The organism is Burkholderia sp. AU19243 (assembly GCF_018148075.1).
Classification (GTDB): domain Bacteria; phylum Pseudomonadota; class Gammaproteobacteria; order Burkholderiales; family Burkholderiaceae; genus Burkholderia; species Burkholderia latens_A.
The window spans coordinates 78,177-98,711 of the sequence record NZ_JAGSTV010000019.1 but is presented as its reverse complement, the minus strand read 5'-3'; the positions used below and the strand labels follow the sequence as shown (position 1 = coordinate 98,711).

Genomic DNA, 20,535 nt, shown 5'->3' with positions numbered 1-20,535 from the left:
CTGGCGCTGCCGGCGCGTCACCATTCTCCTCTTGTCGTTGTTGCTCCGGGGCCGTATCCGCCCCGGTTTTTTTTGCCCGCAATTTCTCTGCTGCGGCGCAGCATTGAGCGACCATGCACGCTGCTGCCGCATTCGCCGGCCCGACCGTGCCCGCCCCGTGGCGCCTGCCCCGGCTGAGCGGCCCGCGCCCCTGCTAGAATCGCAGTTTCCGTCGTTTTCCCGCCGTTCTTCTACAGACCCTATGTCCGCATCCGACCTCACTTCCGTGCAGGCCGCGGCGCCGCAAGGCAGCCGCCAGATCCTCGTTACGTCCGCACTGCCCTATGCCAACGGGCAGATCCACATCGGCCATCTGGTCGAATACATCCAGACCGACATCTGGGTGCGGACGCTGCGAATGCACGGCCATGAGGTGTACTACATCGGCGCCGACGACACGCACGGCACACCGGTGATGCTGCGCGCGGAGAAGGAAGGCCTCACGCCGAAGCAGCTGATCGACCGCGTGTGGACCGAGCACAAGCGCGACTTCGACAGCTTCGGCGTGTCGTTCGACAACTTCTACTCGACCGATTCGGACGAAAACCGCGTGCTGAGCGAGAAGATCTACCTCGCGCTGAAGGAAAACGGCCTGATCGCCGAGCGCGAGATCGAGCAGGCGTACGATCCCGTCAAGGAAATGTTCCTGCCGGATCGCTTCATCAAGGGCGAATGCCCGAAGTGCCACGCGAAGGACCAGTACGGCGACAACTGCGAAGTGTGCGGCTCGACCTACCTGCCGACGGAGCTGCTGAATCCGTACTCGGTCGTGTCCGGCGCGACGCCGGTGCGCAAGACGTCGACGCACTATTTCTTCCGCCTGTCCGACCCGCGCTGCGAGTCGTTCCTGCGCGAATGGGTCAGCGGCCTCGCGCAACCGGAAGCCACGAACAAGATGCGCGAATGGCTCGGCGACGCCGGCGAAGCAAAGCTCGCCGACTGGGACATCTCGCGCGACGCGCCGTACTTCGGCTTCGAGATCCCCGGCGCGCCCGGCAAGTACTTCTACGTGTGGCTCGACGCACCGGTCGGCTACTACGCGAGCTTCAAGAACCTGTGCGACCGCAAGGGCATCGACTTCGACGCGTGGATCCGTTCGGGGTCGACCGCCGAGCAGTACCACTTCATCGGCAAGGACATCCTGTATTTCCACACGCTGTTCTGGCCGGCAATGCTCGAGTTCTCCGGCCATCGCACGCCGACCAACGTATTCGCGCACGGCTTCCTGACGGTCGACGGCGCGAAGATGTCGAAGTCGCGCGGCACGTTCATCACCGCGCAAAGCTACATCGACACGGGCCTGAACCCCGAATGGCTGCGCTACTACTTCGCCGCGAAGCTGAACGCGACGATGGAAGACATCGACCTGAACCTCGACGACTTCCAGGCGCGCGTGAACAGCGACCTCGTCGGCAAGTACGTGAACATCGCGAGCCGCGCGGCCGGCTTCCTGATCAAGCGGTTCGACGGCCGCGTGCAGGACAGCGCGATGAACCATCCGCTCGTCGCGAAGCTGCGCAATGCGATTCCGACGATCGCCGCGCACTACGAAGCGCGCGAATACAGCCGTGCACTGCGCCAGACGATGGAACTCGCCGACGAAGTGAACGCGTACGTCGACGGCGCGAAGCCGTGGGAACTCGCAAAGGATCCGGCCAATGCGGTCGCGCTGCACGAAACCTGCAGCGTGAGCCTCGAGGCATTCCGCCTGCTGTCGCTCGCGCTGAAGCCCGTTCTGCCGCGCGTGGCCGAAGCGGTCGAAGCATTCTTCGGCATCGCGCCGCTCGCGTGGGCCGATGCGGCGAAGCCGCTGTCGTCGGCGCAGCCGATCAGTGCGTACCAGCACCTGATGACGCGTGTCGACGCGAAGCAGATCGACGCGCTGCTGGCCGCGAACCGCGACTCGCTGCAGGCGGATGCAGCCAGCGCCGCCGCGGCCGGTGCGGCCGGTGCGGCCGCTGCCAACGCCGCGAAGGACGCGAAAAGCGCAAAGGCGAACGCGAAGGCAGCCGCGGCAAACGGTGCGGACGACGGCCCGATTTCGATCGACGATTTCGCGAAGATCGACCTGCGCATCGCGAAGATCGTGGCGTGCCAGGCCGTCGAAGGCTCGGACAAGCTGCTGCAGCTCACGCTCGACGTCGGCGAGGAAAAGACCCGCAACGTGTTCTCGGGCATCAAGTCCGCGTATCAGCCCGAGCAGCTCGTCGGCAAGCTGACGGTGATGGTCGCGAACCTTGCGCCGCGCAAGATGAAGTTCGGTCTGTCCGAAGGGATGGTGCTCGCGGCATCGGCGGCGGACGAGAAGGCCGAGCCGGGCCTCTACATCCTCGAACCGCACAGTGGCGCGAAGCCGGGCATGCGCGTGAAGTAAGACGGCGCACCAGCTCGGGCGACAACCCCGCACCTATCGTGCGGGGTTTTTTTTGCCCGCGTGCCGGTGCCGTTGCGGGCCGGTCTCACGGTGTTCGCCCCGACCCCGTCGCGACCGTGCCCGCACCGCACTACCCCGCCGGCCGGCTACGTGCGCTTCGGCTTCAACCTCACCGCTGCCCGAACCACCGATCGAATCGCCGCGTGTAGTTCAGGTCGACGCCCTGGAACGTGCCGCCATACGCGGACACCGACCAGAACCGCGTCAGGTTGATCGTCGCCTTGAACGCGTTGCTCGCCGACTGCAGCCCCTGCTCGTATCCGAGCACGAAGCGCTCGTTGATCGCCTTCGAAATCTGCACGACCTGCGGATCGGTCAGGCCGACGTCGCTGCGGCCGATCGAGAATTCGTCGAGGCCGATGCTCTGCGCGACGCGCTTGCCGGTCGCGCTGCCGAGCAGCGCGAGTGCGGCCGTCATCGCGTTCTGCTGGCCGACGTTGTTGCCCTGGTCGGTGCCGTGGCCGAACAGCAGCCACGACAGCTTCTCGTTGTCGGTGACGTTCGGCTCGGACACGAGCTTGACCGTCGGCGACTGGATCGTGCCGGTGACCTGCACGCCCGCTTCCACCTCCTGGTTGCGCCGCATCGCGAGAATGTTGATCCCCGGGTTAGACACCGGGCCGTTGAACGTGAAGAAGCCGTTCTCGACCGCGAGCTTGCGGCCGAACGACGTGTACGTCGACCCTTCGGTCACGCGCACGTTGCCGACCGCACGCAGCGGCACGCCCGGCGCGCTCATCACGGTGATCGTGCCGCGCAGCCCGAGATCCGCGCCGTGACCCTTGAAGCGGAAGTCGTTGCCGAGCCCGATGTCGATATTCGCGCGCGGCGCGAGCGACGGCGCCGGCTTCTCGTCGACCTTCTGCGGTTTCGCGGCCGCGGTGCCCGTCTGTACGTCGCCGCGCACCGTGCCGTCCGGGCGCACGATCACGACGTCGTCGGACAGATGCGGCGCCGACTGCTCCGGCAAGTCGAATAGCGCGCGATCGACGACGAACTTGCCGTCGATCGACAGCGCGCCGCGCGGCCCGTCGTTTGCGACGGTCGCCTTGCCCGACAGCGAAAGCTTGCGGTCCGGCGCCGCGAACAGCTCCAGCTTGTCGGCGACGATGTTCGCGGTCAGGTCCGGCGCCTCGCCGTCGAGCCGCACGCGGCCGATCGCGCGCAGCGTGCCGTCGCCGCCGTGGAACTCGACCTGCTGGAACTCGACCAGGTTCTCCGCGAGCTTCACGCGGACGATGCCGTCCTTCAGCTGCACGCCCTGATCGACCAGCGTCGCCGACAGATCGTCGCCCGTCAGCATCCCCGACACTTTTGGCTTCACCGGCGTGCCTGCGACCGTCAGGTGCAACGCCGCGCGTCCGCCGAGCAGGTAGCTCGGCCCGAACAGGTTGCCGGTTGCCCTCAGCGACGGGATGTCCGCGTCGATGCGGCCGGCCAGCTGGCCGTCGTCGGCGACGCCGAACACGCCGTCGCGCAGCGCGAACGGCACGGTCAGGTTCGCGTCGAGCGAGCCGATCCGGTTCGCCTTCGCGAGCGCGACCACGTTCAGCCGGTTGCCGGGCACGAAGCTCGCGCGTGCGGACAGGTCGGTCAGCCCCAGCGACGCGATCCCGCGCCCTGTCTCGATCGTCACGTCGCCGCCCCGCCGCTTCACCTGCACGTAGCCGGTCGCGTTCTGACCGAGCGCGAAATCCCAGTCGGCGTCTAGCACGACGTCGGTGCGCACTGGCGGCCGCTGGCCTGTCAGCTCCTGGCGGACCTGCAGGAAGCGCGCGACCGATGCGTCGCGCACGGTGCCGGCCGAGCGCATCTGGCCATGATCGAACACGAACGACTTCAGGTCGATTGCCGCGCCCTCCAGCGTGAGCCGCGCCGCGCCGAGCGTGACGCGCCCCGCGCCGGCCGACACGGCGAGCGGCGACTGCAACGCGACCGACGGCGTGCCGCGGTTTGCGAGGCGCGTGACGGTGCCGTCCCAGCGCATCCCGTCGCGGTTCTCGACCACGCCGCCGTTCGCCGCGAGCGTCAGGTCGATCACGCGGCCGCCGGCCGCGCCGAGCGCCGATGCGTCGAGCGTGTGCTTCGCGCGCGTGCCGTCGAGGTTCGCACGCAGCGATTTCAGCTGCAGCGAGCCGAGCGCGATGTCGGTTGCGTCGGCGGTGAACACGAGCGCGCCGTGCGCGCCATCGCGGATGTCCGCGCGGCCCTGTGCGGCTCCGATCCGGTTGGATCCGATCACGACGTGCTGGGCCTTGTAGCTGGCCGTCACGTTCGGATGCGCAAAGCTGCCGGTCAGGTCGCCCTGCGCCTGCACGAGGCCCTGCATGCCGAAGCCGAGCCGGTCGAGCTCCGGCGCATCGACGACGAAACGCAGCCGGTCGCCCGGCGCGCCGAAGCTGCCGCGCAGCTCGACGTGGTTGCCTGCGATCGACAGCGTCGCATTGCTCGGCAGGATCCGCGTGCCGGCGAGCTGCACGACGCCAGCGCCGGTCAGCGGCACCCCGTCGTACAGGCTGTCGCCGAGCTTGAAAGTCGCCTTCGTCGATACCTGCGGCGCAAACGCACCGGATGCCGTCAGCGTGCCCGATACGCGCGTTTCGCCGCGTTTGGCAGGCGCCTTCGCAGCCGGTTTCGTGGGCTTGCCCGTGCGCGCGCTGCCTGCGCCCGGCGCGTTCCCCGCGGCGAGCCGCAGCGGATCGAATGCGGTCAGCGTTGCCTTCGCGTCGTAGCTCGAATGCGCGTCGTGCCGGAACACGCCGGTCAGATCGATATGCCCGTTGCCGGCCGTCACGCGTGCATCGGTCACCACCGTCTGCTGCTGCGTCAACGCGACCTTCGCGCGCGCGCCGAGCGCGAGCTTCGGATCGTTCACGTTGAAGTCGACTGTCGTTGCGTCGCCGGCAAGCGTCACGCCGATCGGACCGCCGAGCCGCATCGGCCGCAGCTCGGCGACGAACGCATTGAGATCGAGATTCGCGACTTTCAGATCGAAGCGGCCCTTGCCGCCCGTCAGCGTGCCGCCGCCGGTCACGCTGCCATCGCGGATCAGCTTCAGCGCGAGGCCGTCGATTCTCTGCGCGTGCGCGTCGAGGTTCACGGTCGCGTGCGCATCGACGATCGGCAGCAGGTGCTCGCCGAGCGTGCCGGGCTTCGCGTTGACGATCGACACCGGCCCCGTGACCGCGAAGCCCTTTGCGGGTGCTGCGCCGGCCGGCGCGGTCACGGGGGCGAGCTCCGCGCGCACCGCGAGATCGGCGGCCGGCGCGCCGGGCGAAATCGCCTGCGGATTCACGTGATCGAACACGAGCGACGCGCGGGTGAGCGGCACCGCGCCGAACGGCGCGGCCTCGACGTGCGCACGCCCGTTCAGCTTCATCCCGCTCGCGGAGATGTCCGCGACGAGCGCTTCGAGCGAACCCGACACGTTCGCGCTCGCGTTGACCGGCTCGTTGGCGAGCTTGCCCGCGTAAGTGGCGTTGCCCGTCAGCGCGAACGGCTTCACGCCATCGAGCTTCGCCCGCGCGGTCAGCGCGCCGTACGGCGTGTCGACGCCATCGAGCGCAAGTTCATGGTGACGGCCGTCGCTGCGACCGTTCAGCGCGAGATGATCGAGCTGCGTCGTCGACGCGCCCTCGTGAATCGCGAGGTGGTCGACGCGCAAGTCGTCGATCCGTACCTGCAGCGGCAGGCTCAGGTCCTGCGGGGTCGTGGACGGCGTCGACGGCCCCGGCGCGATCCGCACGTCGATCGTGCCCGCGCGCAGATACGCGACCGACAGCCGCCACGGCGCGCGCGTCAACGCCCAGCGGCCGTCGAGCCGGTCGATCCGCACTTCGGTGCCTGCGGTGCCGGGGCTCGTCCATGCGAAGCCGCGCAGCCGCACCCCCGTCGCGAGCGCGCCGCCTTCCAGCGTACCCGCGAGCCGGCCGCCCAGCACGCGCACGGCCGCCTGCCACGCGAGCCGCGTGCCGCGCTCGGTCGTCGCCGCCGCCAGCACGAGCCCGACCGCGAGCACGACGAGCAGCAAGGCCGTCACGAGCGACCACGCGACGATTCGGCCCGCACGTGCGCGGCGCCGCGTGCGCGGCCGCTCCCCGGGCGCTCGCTCGGGCGAGTCCGGGTTCGGAGGCGGCATGTCGTTCGGGTCCTTCGTCATGCGGTTCGTCGTGGGTCGGGCAACAAGGTCAGAAAGCGATGCCGAGCGTCAGGTACGGGCGCACGCTGTGGTTGCGCAGCCCGTATGCGACGTCGACGTTGATCGGGCCGACGGGGCTGCGCCAGCGCGCGCCGATGCCGACGCCCGGATAGAACACGCGTTCGCCCCACGCATCGGTCGCGGTGCCGATGTCGAAGAACGTCGCGGCACCCCAGTCGTGGTTGAACCAGTGCTGGTATTCGGCGGTGCCCGTCATCAGGTATTTGGTCGGCAGCACGGAGCCGCCGACGTTGTTGCCGATGCTCTGGTAGCCGTAGCCGCGTACCGAGTTCGACCCGCCGGCGCGAAACAGCAGCGACGCCGGCACGCCGTTCGAACTGCCGCTCGTGAACACGCCGCCAAGCTCCGCGCGGAACACGAACAGATCGCGCCGGCCGATCGGCAGGTATTGCTGGCCGCGCGCGTAACCGCGAATGAAGGTCTGATCGGTCAGCACGCCCTTGATCGCAAAGCCGGCCTCCGCGTGGATCAGGTTCCCCGAGCGCGGGAACAGCGGATCGTCGACGTTGCGCCGCGTCCACGCCCACTGCGGCACCAGTGCACGGCTCGTGGTCGGGCCCGCACTGTTCTGGTCGAGCCGATCCTGGTAGTACATGAGCGAGTACGAATAGTCGATGAACTGACCGGTACGCGTGCGCTGCGCGCCGACACGCGCGCTGTAGATCCGCGTGTCCGACACGTTGGTGTTCGTGTACGACGCGAGCACGCTGTTGGTCCATCCCTTCTCGCCGGGCGGCATCGACAGCTGGACCTGGCCGTACTGCTGGATCTGATCGAGCCGACCCGACACGGTAAGCGGCCACGCAGCGCCGAACGTGTCGAGGTAGGTGTATGAGCCCTGCACGTGCGGGCCGGTGTCCGTCGCGTAGCCGACGCCGCCGCGAATGCTGTTGTACGGGAACTCGCTGACCTTCACGTGCACGGGCGTACGCTCGGGCTTCGACGTATCGTCGCCGACGTCGATCGCGACGCTCGCGTAGTACGGCGTGTTCTGCAGTTGCCGCTGCAGCTCGGTGATCCGGCGCGCGTCGTAGATCTCGCCTTCCGACAACGGATTGACGTTCGTGACGATTTTCTCCGGGTAGCGGCGCACGCCATCGACGTCGACCTTGCCGATCGTAAACGTCGGGCCGCTGTCGAACGTGACCGCCAGCGCCGCGCGCTGCGTGCGCGGATCGATGCGCGCCTCCGACGACGCGATCTTCGCGCCGAGGTAACGGCGCGACTGCAGCTGCCTGAGCGCCGCCCCTTTCGCGCCGTCCCAGTCGGACTGCGTGAACGGCTCGCCCGGCTTCAGGGAAAAGGCGAAGCGGGTCGCGGCTTCCTGCTTCGGATCCTCGGTGCCGACCGGCCCCTTGAACGTCAGGTCGACACTCGATACGACCGTCTGCGGCCCCGGATCGACCGCGACACGCACATCGCGCTTGCCGTCGCGCGTGCGCACGTCGGTGCGCACCACCGGGGAAAAGTAGCCGGCGGTCGCGGTCAGGTCACGCACCTGCTGCGGCGTGGCGGTCACGAGGAAGTCGAACTGGTCGTCGCTGATGTCGTCGCGCTTCGCGAAGCGCGCGATGTCGAGATGAGCCTTGAGCAGCTTGCGGATCGGGCGCGGCGCGTCGATGTCGACGTCGTACTTCGCGTACGCGGGCAGCGCGACGAGCGCCGCCAGACAGCCGGCGAGGGCCGCCCGGGCCGCGGCGCCGGCGCCGCGCCGCGCGCGCCGGCCAGGGTTGCGGGCCGCGCGCGCGGCCGCGTCGTCCGCCGTATGTGCTTGCTGGTTCGCCTGACCCGCCAAATAGGACCTCGCCCTCGGTTGTCGTGATTTCGTGGAAAACCCTGTATTTGACCACATGGCCGCGGTCATGCCCGCTCCGGCGCCGCTTTGACGCTTGCACGCAACGAAGCGCGTGCCGGGCCGGCGCGACCACGCCGCGCGAACGGGCCAGCGGATTCGACGCGCGATTGACGCCGGCTGTTCCCCGCGATGCGGTAAAATCCCGCCATCGCGAACCCGGCGCACCGTGCGCCGCCCGAAACGGAAAGACAAGCCATGCCGTACCAGTCCGACGTCACGCAGTTCCTGAACCAGCTCAAGCAACAGAAGCCGACGCTCGAAGAAGAGCAACGCAAGGGCCGTTCCCTGCTGTGGGACAAGCAGCCGATCGACCTCAACGAGCGCGCCGAGCAGCAGGAATCGCGCGTGAAGCAAACGCCCTACGTCTATTACCAGAACTTCTGACGACGTGAGCGCCGCCGACGAGGGCAGCGCCGCCCGGCAGGACGACGCGATCGCCGCGCCCGCGGGCGCCGACTCGACGCCCGACACGGTCGACGGTGTCGCGGCGTTCGCTCGCCTGTACGGCGAGCCGCTCTTCAAGCTCCCGCAGGATCTCTACATCCCGCCCGATGCGCTCGAGGTGTTCCTCGAGACGTTCGAGGGCCCGCTCGACCTGCTGCTGTACCTGATCCGCAAGCAGAACTTCAACGTGCTCGACATCCCGATGGCGCAGGTGACCGCGCAATATCTCGGCTATGTCGACCAGATCCGTACGTCGAACCTCGAGCTGGCTGCCGAATACCTGCTGATGGCCGCGATGCTGATCGAGATCAAGTCGCGCATGCTGCTGCCGGTCAAGAAGGCCGACACCGGCGAGGAAGCCGAGGATCCGCGCGCGGAACTGGTGCGCCGCCTGCTCGAATACGAGCAGATGAAGCTCGCCGCGCAGCGCCTCGACCAGTTGCCGCAACTCGGCCGCGACTTCCTGCGCGCCGAGGTCTACATCGAACAGAGCATCACGCCGCGCTTTCCGGACGTGAACTCGGACGACCTGCGCGCCGCGTGGGCCGACGTGCTCAAGCGCGCAAAGCTCGTCCAGCACCACAAGATTTCCCGCGAGGAACTGTCGGTGCGCGAGCACATGAGCCTGATCCTGCGCCGGCTGCAGAACGCGCGCTTCATGGAGTTCGCCGATCTCTTCGACACGTCGCGCGGCGTGCCGGTCGTCGTCGTGAATTTCATCGCGATGCTCGAGCTTGCGCGCGAATCGCTTGTCGAGATCACGCAGGCCGAGCCGTTCGCGCCGATCTACGTCCGGCTCGCCTACCTGCCCGCGTAACGCGCGCCGCCCCCGGCGTCTCCCGAACCCGCCTGCGTGCACTGGTCGCTTGCCACGGCGCCTGCGCGCCCGGTCGCGGCACGCTCGAGTAAAAAGTGAACGATCGTTCCATTTTCGATGCGTGCGGCGGCCAAATCCTCTACAATCCGCCGACGCCCGATGCGCCGCCCGCGCGCCGGCGTTCTCCGCTTCGACCCCGACGCCGCTGTTGCGGCGCCAACGCGCGCCTCGCGCGAGGAACCCGCTACCCGATCATGAAAGTCATCAGCTCGATCCAGGAACTGCGCGACCAGTTGCGCGGCCAGAACCGCACGGCGTTCGTGCCGACGATGGGCAACCTGCACGAAGGTCACCTGTCGCTGATGCGCCTCGCGCGCCAGCACGGCGACCCGGTCGTGGCGAGCATCTTCGTCAACCGCCTGCAATTCGGCCCGAACGAGGATTTCGACAAGTATCCGCGTACGCTGCAGGACGACATCGAGAAGCTGCAGAAGGAAAACGTCTACGTGCTGTTCGCGCCGACCGAGCGCGACATGTATCCGGAGCCGCAGGAGTACCGCGTGCTGCCGCCCGACGATCTCGGCGGGATTCTTGAGGGCGAGTTTCGGCCGGGCTTCTTCGCCGGTGTGTGCACGGTCGTCACGAAGCTGATGTCGTGCGTGCAGCCGCGCGTCGCCGTGTTCGGCAAGAAGGATTACCAGCAGCTGATGATCGTGCGCCGGATGTGCCAGCAGCTCGCGCTGCCGGTCGACATCGTCGCGGCCGAGACCGTGCGCGACGAGGACGGTCTCGCGCTGTCGTCGCGCAACCGCTACCTGGGCACCGACGAGCGCAAGGAAGCGCCCGAACTCGCGAAAACGCTGCAGCGCGTGCGCGACAGCGTGCTTGGCGGCGAACGCGACCTCGGCAAGCTCGAGCAGCACGCGCGCACGCACCTGACCGAGCGTGGCTGGGCGCCCGACTACATCGCGATCCGCCGCCGCGCGAACCTGCTCGCGCCGAGCGCCGCCGAACTTGAAGCCGGCGAGCCGCTCGTCGTGCTCGCGGCCGCGAAACTCGGTGCGACGCGCCTGATCGACAACCTGGAAATCTGACGGCGGGCCACCTTCGCCAGTCACGCATCACGGAGATACCATGCAGCGCCACATGCTCAAATCGAAGATCCACCGCGCGGCCGTCACGCACTGCGAGCTGCACTACGAAGGCTCGTGCGCGATCGACGAAGATCTGCTCGAAGCGGCCGGTCTCATCGAAAACGAACGGATCGACATCTGGAACATCAACAACGGCGAGCGCTTCTCGACGTATGCGATCAAGGGCGAACGCGGCAGCGGGATGATCTCGCTGAACGGCTCGGCTGCACGCCGCGCGCAGTTGGGCGATCTCGTGATCATCGCGGCGTTCGCGATGGTCGACGAAGCCGAACTGCAGGCCGGCTGGAAGCCGAAGCTCGTGTTCATCGACGAAGGCAACAAGATCAAGGGCCACCGCGATCACGTGCCGACGCAGAGCTGGAGCTGATCCGCGCGCCCGGCCGCGTGTCGCGACACGCGCCGGGTGTTGCCATGGCGCCCCGCACGCTCGCGCGGGCCAACCCCGAGGCGCCGCATACGTACGAAGGGCCTGATCCGGCGCGATGCCGGATCAGGCCCTTCGTCGTTTCACACAACCCGCCGGCGCGCGGCGCGGGTCAGGACGCCTTCGCGGCCTTCTCCGCCTTCGGCGCACGGCGCTCGGCCCACTCGACGATCGGCCGCCATTGTTCGAGATCCTTCTCGACGCGGCTCTTCGCGACGTCCCACAGTGTCAGGCCGTGCGCGGCGATCTGCACGTAGTTCTGCGTGTCTCGCACGTAGCCGAGCACCGGCAGTCCGAGCCCTTCGACGAAACGGTGCAACTGGTCGGACGAACGCGTGCGCGCATCGACCCGCATCCCGACGATCCCGATCTCGACGCTGCCCTTGCGCACGGCCTTTTCGGCGGCGAGCCGCTCGAGAAACTGCTGTGTCGCGAGAATATCGAACATCGACGGCTGCAGCGGCACGATCACCTTGTCCGCGAGTTGCAGTGCGACGTTGAGCCGGTTGCCGTGCAGGCCGGCCGGCGTGTCGATCACCGCATATTCGAGGCCGCGCGGCGGCTTCGACGGCGCGTCCGGATCGAGATCCCATGCCTCGATCGCCGGCAGGCCTGCGGGCCGCAGATCGAGCCATGCATGCGCAGACTGCTGCCGGTCCAGATCGGCGAGCGCCACCCACGCGCCCTGCGCCGCGAAATAGCCGGCAAGATTGGTGGACAGCGTGCTCTTCCCCACGCCGCCCTTCGGATTCGCCACCACGATCACCGTCATGAATTCCCCCGAAAAAGCCGCGCGGCGCGTGCCGCGGTTGGCACGCGCCGCTCGATTGCGGATACAGGGAGCGATGATATCGGCAAACCGGGGGTCACCGGAACGGGTGGCGCCGATGCCCGCCCCGTTTAGGCGGTTCGCGCCGCGACGCGCGGGGCGCCGAGCGCAAATGCTCCGCCGCCCAGCAGCGCCTGCACGGCCAGCGTGACAGCCCAGAACGCCGGATACTCCCAGCCGCCGTGCGGCGATGCGAAGCCCCAGCCGTTCGGCAGATGCGCGGACACCGCGCCGAGCATGAACGGCAGCAGCACCAGCGCGGCGGTGCGCACGCGGAAACCCGCGAGCAGCGCAAGCCCGCCGGCCAGTTCGACGACGGTCGTCACGTACGCGAGCCAGCCGGGCAGGCCGATCGACGCGAAGAACTGCGCGGTGCCCGGCAGCGTGAAGACGAACACCTTCTGCGCAACGTGCGCGAGATACAGCACGCCGAGCGCGACGCGCAACAGCGTCGCGCCAAGATCGTTCAGGCGGTTGGGGTTCATGGCGGATTCCTTCGTGAGTGGAGGGGAATGGACCGCACTGTATTCGAATCGAATCCGCCAATAAACGCGCTGAACGGCTTTAACTGATTCCCATGGAGAACGAATCGATGGATAAAAAAGGGCATGATCGATCATGCCCTTGTATCCGGTATGTGTCGGCCGGGATGTCTTTCAACCGCCGCTCTTGCCTTGTGCGGCACCGCCCGAGCCTGCGCCGCCGCCAGGCGCGTACGAATCGCACGCATGCGCCGCCGCGGATGCGCCCAGCAGCGCCGCGAGCAGCACGCTCAACCACCATCGACCCTTCATCGTCGCGCTCCTTCGGGCGGACCTCCGCCCCTCTAAGTTGTACGCGATTCGCCGCAAAATGCCAGAGCCGGCGCGCCGTCGGTCAACGAAATTCGGCGTACAGCGCGCGCAGGTCGAGGTGTTCGGCGAACGAATCGGCCAGCCGCTCCAGCGACGCCTCGCGCAGCGCCGGGTAGTCGATGCGCGCCGCGCCGTCGAGCCCCGCCCATGCAAGCAGCGCCGCGCACGCGTCGGCCGCGTCGAACAGACCGTGCACGTAGGTCGCAAGGATCTGCCCGTCGGCGGAAATCGCGCCGTCGGAGCGCGTGCCGCCCTGCGCATCGTCGGCGGCCAGTTCGAGCGCGGGTGCCGCAAGCGCCGGCCCGCGCGTGTCGCCCATGTGAATCTCGTAGCCTTGCACGGCGGCCGCACCGGGCAATGCGAGCCGCCCGCTCACGTTCTTCAGCGTCTTGTGCGGTTGCAGCGTCGTGTCGAATTCGAGCAGCCCGAGCCCCGGCACGCTGCCGGGCGCGCCTTCGAGGCCGAGCGGATCGTCGAGGGTGCGGCCGAGCATCTGCATCCCGCCACAAATGCCGATCACCTTGCCTCCGTAGCGCAGGTGGCGGCGGATCACCGTGTCCCAGCCCGCGCCTCGCAGCCACGCGAGATCGCGCTGCACGCTCTTGGAGCCGGGCAGGATCAGCAGGTCGGCGTCCGGCACCGGGCCGCTCTTCCAGTAAGTGAACTCCACCTGCGGATGCGCGCGCAGCGGATCGAAATCAGTGTGGTTGCTGATGCGCGGCAGCGCGGGCACGACGACGCGCAGCACGCCGGCGTCGCCGCGCACGGCCGCGCTGCGCGCCTGCGACGGCAGCATGTCCTCGGCGTCGAGCAGCAGCCCGTGCAGGTACGGCAGCACGCCGAACACGGGCTTGCCGGTCTGCGCCCGCAGCCAGTCGAGCCCCGGTTCCAGCAACCTGATGTCGCCACGAAAGCGGTTGATCACGAAGCCGCGCACGCGCGCACGCTCGCTGTCCGACAGGCACGCGAGCGTGCCGACCAGATGCGCGAACACGCCGCCGCGATCGATGTCCGCCACCAGCACGACCGGGCAGTCGACGCGTTCGGCGAAGCCCATGTTCGCGATGTCTCCTTCGCGCAGATTGATCTCGGCCGGGCTGCCCGCGCCTTCGACGAGCACCGTGTCGTAGCCGGCGCGCAGCCGCGCGTACGACTCGAGCACCGCGTCGAACGCGACGGGCTTGTAATCGTGATACGCGCGCGCGTCGAGGTTCATGCGCGCCTTGCCGTGGATGATCACTTGCGCACCGCGGTCGCTGGTCGGCTTCAGCAGCACCGGGTTGAAGTCGGTATGCGGCGCGACACCCGCGGCCAATGCCTGCAGCGCCTGCGCGCGGCCGATCTCGCCGCCGTCGGCCGTCACCGCGCTGTTGAGCGCCATGTTCTGCGGCTTGAACGGCGCGACGCGCGCACCGGCGCGGCGCGCGAGGCGGCACAAGCCCGCGACGAGCGTGCTCTTGCCCGCATCGGACGTCGTGCCCTGGATCATCAACGTGCCGCGCGGCCGCGGTTCGGGTGCGTTCATCGTATGGAGAGTCGTGGCGAAGCGAAGGCCGCATTATCGCCCGCGTGCGACGCCCGCGCCGTTACAATCACGCGATGATTCCGCACGACCTCACCTTCGTCCTCGGCGGTGCACGCTCGGGCAAGAGCGCGCATGCCGAGCGGCTCGCCGCCGACTGCGGCCGCCCCGTCACCTATATCGCGACCGCGGCGTCGAGCACGGCCGATGCCGAATTCGAACGGCGCATCGCGCATCACCGCGCGCGCCGGCCGGCCGACTGGGGTTTCGCCGATGCGCCCGTCGATCTCGCCGCCACGCTCGTGCGGCTCGACGATCCGCGCGCATGCCTGCTCGTCGACTGCCTGACGCTGTGGCTCACGAACCTGCTGTGTCCACTCGACGGCGAACCGCTCGACGACGCGCAGTACGCCGCGCAGGTCGAGCGACTCGAACACGCGCTGCGCCACGCCCGCGCGAAGGTGATCGTCGTCAGCAACGAAATCGGGCTCGGCGTCGTGCCGCTCGGATCGGTCACGCGCCGCTACGTCGACGAGCTCGGACGCCTGAACCAGCGCATCGCAGCGCTCGCGACCCGCGTGACGCTGCTCGTGGCGGGACTGCCGCTCGAACTCAAGGACGGAGCGCCGTCATGCTGATGCTGTCGCTGCCGCTCGTCGCGATGCTCGCGGTCGCGGCCGCGATCGTCGATCGCGTGCTTGGCGAACCGGCCGGCTGGCATCCGCTCGTCGCATTCGGCCGGCTCGCCGCGCGCGTCGAAGGTGCATTGAACACGGGTCGGCACGGCCGTGCGGCCGGCGTCGCCGCATGGCTCGCCGCCGTCGCGCCCCCGGTGGCCGTCGCCGCGTGGCTCGCTGCGGTGCTGCCGTGGCCGCTCGCCGCCGCGTTGCACGTCGCGCTGCTGTGGTTTGCGCTCGGCGCGAGAAGCCTCGCCGATCACGTCACGCCGATCGCCGCCGCGCTGCTGCGGCGCGATCTCGATGCCGCACGCGCGCTCACCGCGCGCATCGTGTCCCGCGACACGAGCGAGGCCGACGAAGGCGCGCTATCGCGCGCGGCCGTCGAATCGGCGCTCGAGAACGGCAACGACGCGATCTTCGGCGCACTGTTCTGGTTCGTCGTCGCAGGCGGCCCGGGCGCGCTGCTGTTCCGGCTCGCGAACACGCTCGATGCGATGTGGGGCTACCGCACGCCGCGCTTCCTGACGTTCGGTTGGGCGGCCGCGCGTCTCGACGACGCGCTCAACTGGATTCCCGCGCGCGCCACCGCCGCGAGCTACGCACTGCTCGGCGACACGGCCGCCGCGTGGCGCTGCTGGCGCACGCAAGCGCGCCACTGGGACAGCCCGAACGCCGGCCCCGTGATGGCCGCCGGCGCCGGCAGCCTGAACGTGCAGCTCGGCGGCCCGGCCGTCTATCACGGCGAGATCGAAGATCGTCCCGTGCTCGGCACCGGCGCGACGGCGACGGCCGTGCACGTCGTCGCCGCGCTGTCGCTCGTCACGCGCACGCTCGCGCTGTGGCTTGCGCTGCTCGTCGCGGGCGGCGCACTCGTCCTCGCTACTCATCATGTCTGACGCACGCATTCCACACGGCGGCAACCTGCACGAAGCAGCGCGCCGCCACGGCATTCCATACGACGCATGGCTCGACCTGTCGACCGGCATCAATCCGGTCGGCTATCCGGTGCCGCCGGTCCCGGCCGATGCATGGCGCCGGCTGCCGGACGACGGCGACGCGCTCGCCGCGTGCGCGGCCGGTTACTACGGCGCGCCGGATGCCGAGCACGTGCTGCCGGTCGCCGGCAGCCAGGCCGCAATCCGCGCGCTGCCCGCGCTGCTGCCGACCGGCGACGCCGGTGTCGCGCCGCTCGCGTATGGCGAGTACGCGCCGGCATTCGCGCGTCGTGGCCATCGCGTCGTCGCGCTCGACATCGGCGTGGACGCGTTGCCCGCCACGCTGCGTCACGTGATCGTCGGGAACCCGAACAATCCGACCGCCGAATTCGTGCCGGTCGAACGGCTGCTCTGCTGGCATGCGCAGCTGTCCGCACGCGGCGGCACGCTGATCGTCGACGAGGCATTCGCGGATACCGGCACCGCACCATCGCTTGCGCAATACGTTGATCGTCCCGGCCTCGTGGTGCTTCGCTCGGTCGGCAAGTTCTTCGGCCTTGCCGGCATCCGCGCGGGCTTCGTGCTCGCGCATCCCGCGTCGATCGCGGCACTGCGCGACGTGCTCGGTGCGTGGACCGTCAGCGGGCCCGCGCGCCATGCGGTTGCCGCCGCGTTCGCGGACCGCGCATGGCAGGCCGCCGCCCGCGAACGGCTCACCGCCGACGGCGAACGCCTCGCCGCGTTGCTGCGCGCACATGGCTTCGCGGTGCGCGCGACGCCGCTCTTCAGCTGGACCGACGACGCGCGTGCCGCCGCACTGCATGCAGCGCTTGCCGCGCACGGCATCTGGACACGGCACTTCGCGCAGCGGTCGAGCATCCGCATCGGCCTGCCCGGCAACGAAGCCGAATGGCAGCGCTTCGCCGACGCGCTCACGCAATGCATGACGGCGCTGCAGCCGGCATCCGCATGAGCCGCGCCCCGCTCGGCCGCCTGCCGGCGCTGGCGATGCTGGCCGCACTCGCGCACGCACCGCTCGCGCGCGCGGACGTCGCGGCCCGTGACGATGCCGGCAACACAGTGACGCTCGCCGCTCCCGCGCAACGCGTGATCAGCCTTGCGCCGCACGCGACCGAACTGATCTATGCGGCCGGCGGCGGCGCGAAACTGGTCGGCACGGTCACGTACAGCGACTATCCGCCCGCAGCGCAGGCGGTGCCGCGCGTCGGCGACAACAAGGCGCTCGACCTCGAACGAATCGCCGCGCTGAAGCCCGATCTGATCGTCGTATGGCGGCACGGCAATGCCGAGCGGCAGACCGACGCGCTGCGCGCGCTGCAGATCCCGCTGTTCTTCAGCGAACCGAAGCATCTCGACGACGTGGCGACGTCGCTGCGCCGGCTCGGCACGCTGCTCGGCACGGGGCCGGCAGCCGATGTGGCGGCCGCCTCGTTCTCGCGAGACATCGCGGCGCTGCGCGCACGCTATTCCGCGCGGCCGCCCGTCACGATGTTCTTCCAGGTATGGGACCGGCCGCTGACGACGCTCAACGGCGCGCATCTGTTCAACGACGTCATTGCGCTGTGCGGCGGCCGCAACGTGTTCGCAGCGCTGAAGCCGCTCGCGCCGGCCGTCACCGACGAAGCCGTGCTCGCGGCGAATCCGGAAGCGATCGTCACGACCGCCGCCGGTGCGACGCGCTCGGATGCCCCACTGCCGAGTCTCGCACGCTGGCGTGCGTGGCCCGCGCTGACGGCCGTTGCACGCAACAACCTGTTCGCGATCGACGGCGACCTGCTGACGCGGCCGTCGCCGCGAATCGCGCAAGGCGCGGCCGCGCTGTGCGAGGATCTGGACGCCGCGCGCGCGAGACGGCCCGCACGCTGATTTCCGGCTTCTCCAACACTGTTGCGCGGCGTGCACGAGCGCCTACTCGTCCCAGTGCTCGACTTTCCACGAGCGTGACGCATCGTCCAGCCGCAACCACACGACACCGCCGGTCGGCACCGGTCGCGCCAGCAGCGTATCGAGCGGCACGCGCAGCGCGTGCGACGCGAACGCGCGGATCACGCCGGCGTGCGTCACTGCCCATTGCGGCGTGCCGGCCAGCACGACCTCGTCGGCCGCGCGCGCCACTCGTGCGGCGAATCGCGCCACGCTCTCGCCACCGTGCGCGCACGCATGCATCAGATCGGCGGCCCATGCGTCGAGCGCGGCGCGGCCGATATCGTCCCAGCGTTGAAGTTCCCACGCGCCGAAGTCCATTTCCTGCCAGCCTGCGTCATGCCGCAGCGGCACGCCGAACGCGTGCGCGAGCCGTTCGGCGACCGATGCGCAGCGCGTCAGCGGACTCGTCCAGATGTGCCGGGGCAACGGCGCCCCGAGCGTCGCGACACGCTCGCGCACGTGCTGCGCGCCGATGTCGGCCGATGCGGCGAGCGGCACGTCGCTGCGGCCGTAGCAAATGCCGCGTTCGACATCGACGGCCGGATGACGAATCAGGACGAGATCCATCCGAGCACCACGAGGTAGATCGCCAGTTCGCTCAGTTGCTGCGCGAAGCCGAGACAGTCACCTGTATAGCCGCCGATCCGTTTCATGAAATAGCGCGCGGCCCATGCACGCACGAGCACGAGCGCGACAAAGGCCGCGAGCCCCGCGCGCCAGTCCGGCCAGAACAGCCATGGCAGCCCGAATGCGGCCGCGGCCCACGCCGCGCGCGCGCCCATGCGCTGCGCGACCGGCTTCGCCTTGCCCTCTGGGCGCACGTAGTCGAGCGACATCAGCAGGCTCACCGCCGCCGCGCGGCTCGCCGCATGCGCGGCGATCATCGTCCACGCGGCACGCAGCGGCAGCATGGACGCAAGTGCCTGCCACTTGAGGCCGAGCGTCACCACGAGCGCCACCGCACCGAAGGTGCCGATCCGCGAGTCGTGCATGATCCGCAGCACGTCGTCGCGTGTATAGCCGCCGCCGAACGCATCGCAGCTGTCGGCGAGGCCGTCCTCGTGGAACGCGCCGGTCGCAAGCAACGTCGCGGCCATCGACAGCCCGACCGCGATCGACGCCGGCAGCACGCGCAGCGCGACCAGATAGACGAGCGCACCCCACGCGCCGACGCATGCGCCAACCAGCGGGAAGTAGCGCGCGGCCTGGTCGAGGTCGCCAGCCGCATGGCCGATCGAGCGCGGCACCGGCACGCGCGTGAAATAGCCGAGCGCGACGAAGAAGTAGCGCAGCTCCGCGCGTGGGCCGCGTGCGCGCTCAGGCGTCACGGTTGTCGACGCCTGCGGATTCGAAGCTCGCCATCTCGGCGAGGAATGCGGCTGCCGCGCGCACGAGCGGCAGCGCGAGCGCGGCGCCGGTGCCTTCGCCGAGCCGCAGGTCGAGTGCGAGCAGCGGCTTTGCGCCGAAATACTCGAGCATGCGCCGGTGCCCGGCTTCGTGCGACGTATGCGAGAACACGCAGTAGTCGCGCACGCCGGGCGCAATGCGCTCCGCGACGAGCAGCGCAGCCGTCGCGATGAAGCCGTCGACGAGAATCGTCATCCGTTCGCTCGCGGCCGCGAGATACGCGCCCGTCATCATCGCGATCTCGAAGCCGCCGAACGTCGCGAGCACGTCGAGCGGCGCGATCGCATGCGAATGCCGTACGAGCGCGCGTCCGAGCACCGCGCGCTTGTGCGCGAGACCCTGATCGTCGAGGCCCGTGCCGCGGCCGACACACGCATCGATCGGCACGTCGAGCAGACGGCTCATCAGGCACGCGGCCGACGACGTGTTCGCGATTCCCATTTCGCCGAAGCCGATCACGTTCGTGCCGAGCGACGCGTGCACGCGCACGCGCGCCGCGCCGGCGGCGAGCGCCGCGTGCGCTTCTTCGTGCGTCATCGCAGGTTCGGCTGCAAAGTTGCGCGTGCCGCGCGCGACCGGCAACGACACGAGCCGGTCGGACACCGGCAGCGGCGACGCGACGCCCGCATCGACGATTTCGAGCACGCTCTGCGCGACGCCGGAAAACGCGTTGATCGCCGCGCCGCCGGCCAGGAAGTTCGCGACCATCTGCGCGGTGACCGACTGCGGATACGGACTCACGCCCTCGGCCGCGATCCCGTGGTCGCCGGCAAACACGATCGTCACGGGACGCAGCACCTGCGGCCGCTCGGTACGCTGGATCAGGCCCAGTTGCAGCGCGAGCGACTCGAGCTGGCCGAGACTGCCGGGCGGCTTGGTCTTGTGATCGATCACATGCTGCAGGCGCCGGCGCAGCGCGTCGTCCAGCGGGGCGATCGCAGGCGGGAAGTCGGTCTGGGCGGTCGGGTTCGTCAT

General features: G+C 69.3%; 18 protein-coding genes. 9 read left to right on the top strand and 9 right to left on the bottom strand.

What is annotated here, in order from left to right; all coding sequences use genetic code 11:
* Positions 1-241: 241 nt before the first annotated feature.
* Complete coding sequence (gene metG / locus KDW55_RS26495) at positions 242-2,413, top strand: methionine--tRNA ligase (protein ID WP_209820775.1); 2,172 nt, start codon at positions 242-244, stop codon at positions 2,411-2,413.
* A gap of 169 nt (positions 2,414-2,582) precedes the next feature.
* Here the strand turns inward: metG and KDW55_RS26490 are convergent, their stop codons facing one another.
* Both KDW55_RS26490 and KDW55_RS26485 read right to left on the bottom strand, forming a co-directional pair.
* Complete coding sequence (locus tag KDW55_RS26490) at positions 2,583-6,632, bottom strand: translocation/assembly module TamB domain-containing protein (protein ID WP_212161865.1); 4,050 nt, start codon at positions 6,630-6,632, stop codon at positions 2,583-2,585.
* 28 nt (positions 6,633-6,660) lie between these two features.
* Complete coding sequence (locus tag KDW55_RS26485) at positions 6,661-8,487, bottom strand: autotransporter assembly complex family protein (protein ID WP_212198082.1); 1,827 nt, start codon at positions 8,485-8,487, stop codon at positions 6,661-6,663.
* Positions 8,488-8,742: 255 nt separating this feature from the next.
* Here KDW55_RS26485 and KDW55_RS26480 point away from each other — a divergent pair, with 255 nt between their 5' ends.
* The 4 genes from KDW55_RS26480 to panD all read left to right on the top strand — a co-directional run bounded on the left by KDW55_RS26480 (position 8,743) and on the right by panD (position 11,329).
* The gene (locus KDW55_RS26480; RefSeq protein ID WP_212198081.1) at positions 8,743-8,931 is read left to right on the top strand and encodes a DUF3460 family protein; all 189 of its coding nucleotides are present in this window, start codon (positions 8,743-8,745) and stop codon (positions 8,929-8,931) included.
* A gap of 4 nt (positions 8,932-8,935) precedes the next feature.
* Positions 8,936-9,808, top strand: coding sequence for a ScpA family protein (locus KDW55_RS26475; protein WP_040141422.1), 873 nt, complete (start codon positions 8,936-8,938; stop codon positions 9,806-9,808).
* A gap of 254 nt (positions 9,809-10,062) precedes the next feature.
* The gene (panC, locus tag KDW55_RS26470) at positions 10,063-10,902 is read left to right on the top strand and encodes a pantoate--beta-alanine ligase (RefSeq protein ID WP_040141424.1); all 840 of its coding nucleotides are present in this window, start codon (positions 10,063-10,065) and stop codon (positions 10,900-10,902) included.
* A 40-nt stretch (positions 10,903-10,942) separates the two neighbouring features.
* Positions 10,943-11,329 (top strand): aspartate 1-decarboxylase, encoded by a 387-nt coding sequence (gene panD, locus KDW55_RS26465; protein WP_040141426.1) that lies wholly within the window; start codon positions 10,943-10,945, stop codon positions 11,327-11,329.
* Between the two features lie 169 nt (positions 11,330-11,498).
* Here panD and KDW55_RS26460 read toward each other — a convergent pair whose 3' ends face one another.
* The 4 genes from KDW55_RS26460 to KDW55_RS26445 form a co-directional block, all read right to left on the bottom strand.
* On the bottom strand, positions 11,499-12,158 hold the full coding sequence (locus tag KDW55_RS26460) for a ParA family protein (protein ID WP_040141428.1): 660 nt from the start codon (positions 12,156-12,158) through the stop codon (positions 11,499-11,501).
* Between the two features lie 128 nt (positions 12,159-12,286).
* Positions 12,287-12,700, bottom strand: coding sequence for a DoxX family protein (locus KDW55_RS26455; protein WP_040141430.1), 414 nt, complete (start codon positions 12,698-12,700; stop codon positions 12,287-12,289).
* A gap of 171 nt (positions 12,701-12,871) precedes the next feature.
* Positions 12,872-13,009 carry a hypothetical protein gene (locus tag KDW55_RS26450; RefSeq protein WP_167432646.1) on the bottom strand — a complete coding sequence of 46 codons (138 nt, stop codon included), beginning with the start codon at positions 13,007-13,009 and terminating at the stop codon, positions 12,872-12,874.
* 82 nt (positions 13,010-13,091) lie between these two features.
* Positions 13,092-14,594: a cobyric acid synthase gene (locus tag KDW55_RS26445; RefSeq protein WP_212161576.1), complete on the bottom strand. Its 1,503-nt coding sequence runs from the start codon at positions 14,592-14,594 to the stop codon at positions 13,092-13,094.
* Between the two features lie 74 nt (positions 14,595-14,668).
* On the opposite strand from KDW55_RS26445, the gene cobU reads away from it, so the two are divergent.
* From cobU to KDW55_RS26425, 4 genes are read left to right on the top strand one after another with little or no spacing between them, the layout of a single operon-like run.
* The gene (gene cobU, locus KDW55_RS26440) at positions 14,669-15,229 is read left to right on the top strand and encodes a bifunctional adenosylcobinamide kinase/adenosylcobinamide-phosphate guanylyltransferase (RefSeq protein WP_069241646.1); all 561 of its coding nucleotides are present in this window, start codon (positions 14,669-14,671) and stop codon (positions 15,227-15,229) included.
* Complete coding sequence (gene cbiB / locus KDW55_RS26435; protein WP_059548809.1) at positions 15,223-16,167, top strand: adenosylcobinamide-phosphate synthase CbiB; 945 nt, start codon at positions 15,223-15,225, stop codon at positions 16,165-16,167. Before cobU ends, cbiB begins: the two co-directional genes overlap by 7 nt.
* On the top strand, positions 16,160-17,179 hold the full coding sequence (gene cobD, locus KDW55_RS26430; RefSeq protein ID WP_069241647.1) for a threonine-phosphate decarboxylase CobD: 1,020 nt from the start codon (positions 16,160-16,162) through the stop codon (positions 17,177-17,179). The genes cbiB and cobD overlap by 8 nt, the downstream gene beginning before the upstream one ends.
* Entirely contained in the window at positions 17,176-18,093 is a 918-nt protein-coding gene (locus tag KDW55_RS26425) for a cobalamin-binding protein (RefSeq protein WP_059548849.1), read from the top strand. The genes cobD and KDW55_RS26425 overlap by 4 nt, the downstream gene beginning before the upstream one ends.
* 42 nt (positions 18,094-18,135) lie before the next feature.
* On the opposite strand, the gene cobC is transcribed toward KDW55_RS26425, so the two are convergent.
* Genes cobC through cobT form a run of 3 tightly spaced genes read right to left on the bottom strand, consistent with a single transcriptional unit; the run spans position 18,136 to position 20,535 of the window.
* Positions 18,136-18,720: an alpha-ribazole phosphatase gene (gene cobC, locus KDW55_RS26420; protein ID WP_212161574.1), complete on the bottom strand. Its 585-nt coding sequence runs from the start codon at positions 18,718-18,720 to the stop codon at positions 18,136-18,138.
* Complete coding sequence (locus KDW55_RS26415; RefSeq protein ID WP_040141446.1) at positions 18,705-19,481, bottom strand: adenosylcobinamide-GDP ribazoletransferase; 777 nt, start codon at positions 19,479-19,481, stop codon at positions 18,705-18,707. The genes cobC and KDW55_RS26415 overlap by 16 nt, the downstream gene beginning before the upstream one ends.
* A complete protein-coding gene (gene cobT / locus KDW55_RS26410) occupies positions 19,471-20,535 on the bottom strand; it encodes a nicotinate-nucleotide--dimethylbenzimidazole phosphoribosyltransferase (RefSeq protein ID WP_069241649.1) in 1,065 nt (354 codons plus the stop codon). The genes KDW55_RS26415 and cobT overlap by 11 nt, the downstream gene beginning before the upstream one ends.